The 6158-nt window shown below is 73.7% G+C and carries 8 protein-coding genes; 7 read left to right on the forward strand and 1 reads right to left on the reverse strand.

Annotation, left to right across the window (positions count from 1 at the left end; translation table 11 throughout):
- The coding region (tsaE, locus tag DVH02_RS34075) for a tRNA (adenosine(37)-N6)-threonylcarbamoyltransferase complex ATPase subunit type 1 TsaE (protein ID WP_407697712.1) at nucleotides 1-563 on the forward strand (563 nt) is incomplete at its 5' end.
- A gap of 149 nt (nucleotides 564-712) precedes the next feature.
- A complete protein-coding gene (locus DVH02_RS34080; protein WP_114627692.1) occupies nucleotides 713-949 on the forward strand; it encodes a hypothetical protein in 237 nt (78 codons plus the stop codon).
- A 300-nt stretch (nucleotides 950-1249) separates the two neighbouring features.
- Here the strand turns inward: DVH02_RS34080 and DVH02_RS34085 are convergent, their stop codons facing one another.
- Entirely contained in the window at nucleotides 1250-1804 is a 555-nt protein-coding gene (locus DVH02_RS34085; RefSeq protein WP_233518636.1) for a L,D-transpeptidase, read from the reverse strand.
- Nucleotides 1805-1927: 123 nt separating this feature from the next.
- Between DVH02_RS34085 and tsaB the strand changes: the two genes are divergently transcribed.
- The 5 genes from tsaB to DVH02_RS34110 form a co-directional block, all read left to right on the forward strand.
- The gene (gene tsaB, locus DVH02_RS34090) at nucleotides 1928-2614 is read left to right on the forward strand and encodes a tRNA (adenosine(37)-N6)-threonylcarbamoyltransferase complex dimerization subunit type 1 TsaB (protein WP_114627693.1); all 687 of its coding nucleotides are present in this window, start codon (nucleotides 1928-1930) and stop codon (nucleotides 2612-2614) included.
- Nucleotides 2615-2649: 35 nt separating this feature from the next.
- Nucleotides 2650-3225, forward strand: coding sequence for a GNAT family N-acetyltransferase (locus tag DVH02_RS34095; protein ID WP_233518639.1), 576 nt, complete (start codon nucleotides 2650-2652; stop codon nucleotides 3223-3225).
- Nucleotides 3226-3243: 18 nt separating this feature from the next.
- Entirely contained in the window at nucleotides 3244-4443 is a 1200-nt protein-coding gene (gene tsaD, locus DVH02_RS34100) for a tRNA (adenosine(37)-N6)-threonylcarbamoyltransferase complex transferase subunit TsaD (RefSeq protein WP_114627697.1), read from the forward strand.
- Nucleotides 4440-4796: a hypothetical protein gene (locus DVH02_RS34105; RefSeq protein WP_233518637.1), complete on the forward strand. Its 357-nt coding sequence runs from the start codon at nucleotides 4440-4442 to the stop codon at nucleotides 4794-4796. Before tsaD ends, DVH02_RS34105 begins: the two co-directional genes overlap by 4 nt.
- A 262-nt stretch (nucleotides 4797-5058) precedes the next feature.
- On the forward strand, nucleotides 5059-6158 hold a 1100-nt coding region (locus DVH02_RS34110; protein ID WP_147286211.1), incomplete at its 3' end, for a serine/threonine-protein kinase.

Raw genomic sequence — 6158 nt, forward strand, 5'->3', positions numbered from 1 at the left:
CCCCGGTCACCCCGCCTGCCCCGGTCACCGCGCCCGCCCCGGAGTCGGCCGTTCTCACCATCGGCTCTCCCGGCGAGATGAGCGCGCTGGGCCGGCGCCTCGCCGCCCTGCTGCGCCCCGGGGACCTCGTGATGCTCACCGGCGAACTCGGCGCGGGCAAGACCACGCTGACGCGCGGCCTCGGCGAGGGCCTCGGGGTCCGGGGCGCCGTGACATCCCCCACGTTCGTGATCGCCCGCGTACACCCGTCGCTGACCGGCGGTCCCGCGCTGGTCCACGTCGACGCGTACCGGCTCGGCGGGGGACTGGACGAGATGGAGGACCTCGACCTGGACGTCTCGCTGCCCGACTCCGTGGTGGTCGTGGAGTGGGGCGACGGCAAGGTCGAGGAGCTGTCGGACGACCGGCTGCACGTGGTCATCGACCGGGTGGTGGGCGCCGTGGACGCCGGTACGGAGGACGACGACCGGCGGACCGTGACGCTGACCGGATACGGCGAGCGCTGGTCGGGGGAGGCGGCGCCGGGGCGCTCCCCGGGGCTGTCGCCCGGCCCCGCGGAATGATTCCGCCGGGACGCGGCCAGGCGTTCCGTACATTCCGACAAGACGTCGGCAAAATGTTGCGCGTGCCGTGCCGCGCATGGTCACATGGTTACCGAGACCTGGTTAGGTCTACCTAACCACGCCTGCCCCCGGAGCCACAGGAGGCATCCATGCCGGCCCCCGAGCGTGCCTCACGTCCGCAGTCAGAGCCGCAGCCGCGGCAGCAGTCCTCGGCCTATTTGTCGCGGGAGCTGTCGCCGTCCTCCGTACCGATGAAGGATCTGCTGGCGTCCTGCGCGGCGGCCAGAGCCGTCTCCACGCCGCCGTGCCCGCCCTCGGCGGTCGCGGTGGCCGACGAGGCGGCGCGGCGGGAGGCGGCGGACGTGCTGCGTCGGGACGCGGCCTGACCGGCGGGCGCTGGACTGCGGGCGCTGACCCCGGCGGGCGCTGGACGGCCCGCTCTGAGCGACGGGCTCTGGCCGACCGGCTCTGAGCGAGCGGTTCTGGCCGACGGGCTTTGGACGGCCTGCTTTGGACGGCGGCCCGCTTTGGACGACCGGCTCTGAACGACCGGGCTTTGAGTGACCGGCTTTGGTCGACCGGCTTTGAGCTACAGGCTCTGAGTGACCGGCTCTGAGCGACCGGCTCTGAGTGGACCGATTCTGAGCGGCTGGCTCGGGGTGACCGGCTCGGGGTGACGGCGAGATCTAGACGACGACGACCTTCGTGCCGACCGTCGCGAACGTCCACAGCGCGTTGCCGTCCGCCCGCTTCATCCGGACGCCACCCGTCCGCAGGGACGGGTCCGGGGCCGACATCGTGCCGTCGAGCGCCGCGCTGAAGCCGATGGCCACCTCGTTGACGTTCGCGAACCGGACCACGTGTTCGACCCGTACCCCGTCCGATCCGGTGACCGCGCCCGACCGCGAGGAGACGAGATACGTACCGGCGTCCGGGCTGATCGTGCTCGGCACGACCGCGAAACTCCGCTCCGGCTTGCCGCCCTCGCCCACCAGCCACACCCGCCGGTCGCGCAGCGAGTAGACGACCCGCTCGCCGCTGCCCGAGTCGGCGGGCAGCGAGCGCGGGTCCTTGCGCGGCTGGGCCGCGGCGCCGGAGGCGGACGCGGAGGCGCTCGGTGTCGCGGAGGGGCCGCCGAGGGCCTCGGACGCGTTCGCCGACGCCTGATAGGCGAGGAAGCCGACCGTGGCGATGGCCGCCGCCGTGAGCACGGCAACGATTCCGGAGCTGCTCCTGGACACCCTTGATCCGCCTCTCGCGCGTACGACCCGTGGGGACCGTAGGACCCCGTGGGGACCGTAGCAGCAGCCGCCCGGCTACCAGGGGCGGCGTGCTCCGGCGCCGGGGAGCCGTAGGCTGTTTGCGTGCTTCTGCTCGCCGTTGATACCGCCACGCCCGCCGTCACCGTCGCCCTCCACGACGGAGACTCCGTCCTGGCCGCCGAGAGCGCGGTCGACGCCCGCCGCCACGGGGAGCTGCTGCTGCCCGCCGTCGACCGGGTACTCGCCGGGGCCGGGGTGAGACTGGACGCCGTGACCGACCTGGTCGTGGGGGTGGGGCCCGGCCCGTACACCGGGCTGCGCGTCGGCCTCGTCACCGCCCTGTCGTTCGGCTCGGCGCTCGGGGTGCCGGTGCGCGGGCTGTGCACGCTGGACGGTCTCGCGTACGCCGCCGGGCTCGACGAGCCCTTCGCCGTGGCGACGGACGCCCGGCGCAAGGAGGTCTACTGGGCGCGGTACGCGGACAGCCGTACGCGGCTGACCGAGCCCGCCGTGGACCGGCCCGCCGACCTCGCCGGGACGCTCGCCGGGCTGCCCGTGGTCGGGGCGGGCGGGCTGCTCTACCCGGACGCGTTCCCGGACGCCCGGGGCCCCGAGTACCAGTCGGCGGCGGCGCTCGCCGCGCTGGCCGCCGAGAAACTGGCGGCGGGGGGCGCGGTGGAGGGCGTGGCGGAGGGTGCGGTGGAGGGCTTCCTGCCGCCGCTGCCGCTGTATCTGCGCAGGCCCGACGCGCAGGTGCCGAAGAACTACAAGGTGGTCACCCCCAAGTGACCGGCCCGGAGTCCGCCCCCGTGGTGCTGCGCGAGATGCGCTGGTGGGACATCGAGCCCGTACTCGCCCTTGAGCAGGAGCTGTTTCCCGAGGACGCCTGGTCGCAGGGCATGTTCTGGTCGGAACTGGCGCACGCGCGCGGCCCCCGGGCGACCCGTCGCTACGTCGTCGCGGAGGCCGCGCCTTCCGGGCCGCTCGACGGCGGGCCGTCCGGCGGCGAGCCGTCCGGCGGTGGGCCCCTCGACGGCGGGTCGTCCGGCGGCGGGTCGCTCCACGGCGGGCCGTCCGGTGGCCGGATCGTCGGATACGCGGGGCTCGCCGCGGCCGGCGGGCTCGCCGACGTACAGACCATCGCCGCCGCCCGCGACCAGTGGGGCACCGGCCTCGGCGCGCGCCTGCTGACCGACCTCCTCCAGCACGCCACCGCCTTCGAGTGCGAGGAGGTGCTGCTCGAAGTACGGGTGGACAACACGCGGGCGCAGCGGCTGTACGAGCGGTTCGGCTTCGAGCCCATCGGCTTTCGCCGCGGCTACTACCAGCCGGGCAACGTCGACGCGCTCGTCATGCGCCTCCATGTGAAGACCCATCAAGGAACCGAGCCCCAGATCTGATGAGAATGGCTGATGACAATGGCTGACGAACCCCTCGTCCTCGGTATCGAGACCTCCTGCGACGAGACCGGCGTCGGCATCGTGCGCGGCACGACCCTGCTCGCCGACGCCGTCGCCTCCAGCGTCGACGAGCACGCCCGTTACGGCGGTGTCGTACCGGAGGTCGCCTCCCGGGCGCACCTGGAGGCGATGGTTCCGACGATCGAGCGCGCGCTGAAGGAGGCCGGGGTCTCGGCCCGCGACCTGGACGGGATCGCGGTCACCGCGGGCCCGGGGCTGGCCGGTGCGCTTCTGGTCGGCGTCTCGGCGGCGAAGTCGTACGCGTACGCGCTGGGCAAGCCGCTGTACGGCGTGAACCACCTCGCCTCCCACATCTGCGTCGACCAGCTGGAGCACGGTCCGCTGCCGGAACCGACGATGGCGCTGCTGGTCAGCGGGGGCCACTCGTCGCTGCTGCTCGCGCCGGACATCACCTCCGACGTACGGCCCATGGGCGCGACGATCGACGACGCGGCGGGCGAGGCGTTCGACAAGATCGCGCGCGTGCTGCACCTGGGCTTCCCCGGCGGTCCGGTGATCGACCGGCTGGCGCGGGAGGGCGACCCGGCGGCGATCGCGTTCCCGCGCGGTCTGACCGGGCCGCGCGACGCCGCGTACGACTTCTCCTTCTCCGGCCTGAAGACCTCGGTGGCCCGCTGGATCGAGGCGAAGCGGGCGGCGGGCGAGGAGGTGCCGGTACGGGACGTGGCGGCTTCGTTCCAGGAGGCCGTGGTCGACGTACTGACGCGAAAGGCGGTGCGCGCCTGCAAGGACCAGGGCGTGGACCACCTGATGATCGGCGGCGGAGTCGCGGCCAACTCCCGGCTGCGTGCGCTGGCGGCCGAGCGCTGCGAGCGCGCGGGCATCCGGCTGCGCGTGCCGCGCCCGGGGCTGTGCACGGACAACGGCGCGATGGTGGCGGCGCTCGGCGCCGAGATGGTGGCGCGCAACCGGCCCGCCTCGGACTGGGAGCTGTCGGCGGACTCGTCGCTGCCGGTGACGGAGCCGCATGTGCCGGGGCGCGAGCACGAGCATGACCACAGCGGCGGGCATGGTCACGGCGACGGTCACGGGCATGACCACGGCGGCGGGCATGGTCACGGCGCTGGGCACGGTCACGGCGGCGGGCACGACCACGATCACCTGCACGAGCTGAGCAAGGAGAACCTGTACTCATGACCGTGGCGCTGATGTGGGAGGCCAAGGCGGCGCCCGGCCTCGGTGGGGAACTGCTGGAGTGGGCGCGGGCACACGCCCGGGAGCTGACGCCCGAGCCGCTCCGCCACGAACTCCTGCGCGCCCCTGAGGACCGCGTCCTGGTCATCACCTGGTGGAACGGCGCGTACGACGCGGACGTCCCCGAACTCCCCGCCCCGCCGCCCGCCCTGCTCGCCCGCCCGGCTCACCGCTGGCGCTTCGAGTCGCTCGCCGCCGACAGCACCGCCGACAGCACCGCCGACAGCACCGCCGACGGCGCCGCCCGGCCGCTGTCCTACGGACCGCAGAGCACCGACGTGTCGAGCGAGGGATAGGGCTCCGGCGTACGCCGTGCCCTTCTGAAGCGGACGAGCACGTGGCTCGCCGGCGGCATCACGCTCACCCGGCTCCCCGTCATGCCCGTGGTCCCGTGCTGCCTCTGGGGCGTGCGGCGCGGCGGGTCGGCACGGCCGAGGGCGGGCCGCCGTCGGTCCCGGGCGGCTGTTGTACCGGCAGAACCCGTATCCCCACCCGTCGTTCGCTTCCCTTGTCTCCTATCCTCGGTCGGACGCAATGCCTGGGGATTAGGGAGCATCCATGGACGGTCTGCATCCGGATGATCCGGTCTGGATCGGCGGCTACCGGCTGCTCGGCAGGCTCGGTGAAGGCGGCATGGGGCGGGTCTATCTGGCTCGCTCCGCGCGGGGCCGTACGGTCGCGGTCAAGGTCGTCCGGGAAGACCTGGCCCGCAAGCCCGACTTCAGGCGCCGCTTCACCCAGGAGGTGAAGGCGGCCCGGCGGGTCGGGGGTGAGTGGACGGCGCCCGTGCTGGACGCCGATACGGACGCGCCGACGCCGTGGGTCGCCACCGGCTATGTCGCCGGGCCGTCGCTCAGCGAGGTGGTGGACGTTCAGTACGGGCCGCTGCCCGCGAAGTCCCTGCGTGCGCTCGCGGTCGGGCTGATAGGCGCGCTCCAGGCCATCCACGGCGCGGGACTCGTGCACCGCGACCTCAAGCCCTCGAACGTCCTGGTGACGATCGACGGGCCCCGCGTCATCGACTTCGGCATCGCGCGCGCCCTCGACGTGGCGGAGCAGTCCGCCGACGGAATCACCAGAACGGGCGCCCTCGTGGGATCGCCGGGCTTCATGTCGCCCGAGCAGGTGCGCGGGGAGCGGGTGTCGTTCGCGAGTGACGTCTTCTGCCTCGCCGTCGTGCTCGCGTACACCGCGACGGGGCGGCTGCCCTTCGGCAGCGGCGAGGGCGGGGTCCACTCGCTGCTCTTCCGTATCGCGTCGGAGGAGGCGGACCTCACGGGGGTTCCCGAGCCGTGGGCGGCGCTGATCGCGCCCTGCCTCGCGAAGGACCCGGCCCAACGGCCTTCACTGGAAGTGCTGTTGGCGTCCATCGAGGAAGCGGTGGGCGAGGAAGGCCCTGCCGACGGGGCCGCCGACGGGGCCTCCGGTGTGGCTCCCGGTGTGGCTCCCGGCGGGGCGTGGCTTCCCGGCGAGGTACTGGCGGCGCTGGGCCGACGCGCCGTACAGCTGCTGGACGTCGAGGACCCGGAAGGGAACGCGCTGAACGCACTCGCCGGGAGCGCGGCCACCTCCGGAGCGGCGGCGGAGCCGGGGCCCGGCGCGGGGTTCGGGCCGCCTCTCGCCTACCTCCCGTCGACTCCGCCGCCGCTCCGGAGGTG

Source organism: Streptomyces corynorhini (assembly GCF_003346515.1).
Lineage (GTDB): Bacteria > Actinomycetota > Actinomycetes > Streptomycetales > Streptomycetaceae > Streptomyces > Streptomyces corynorhini.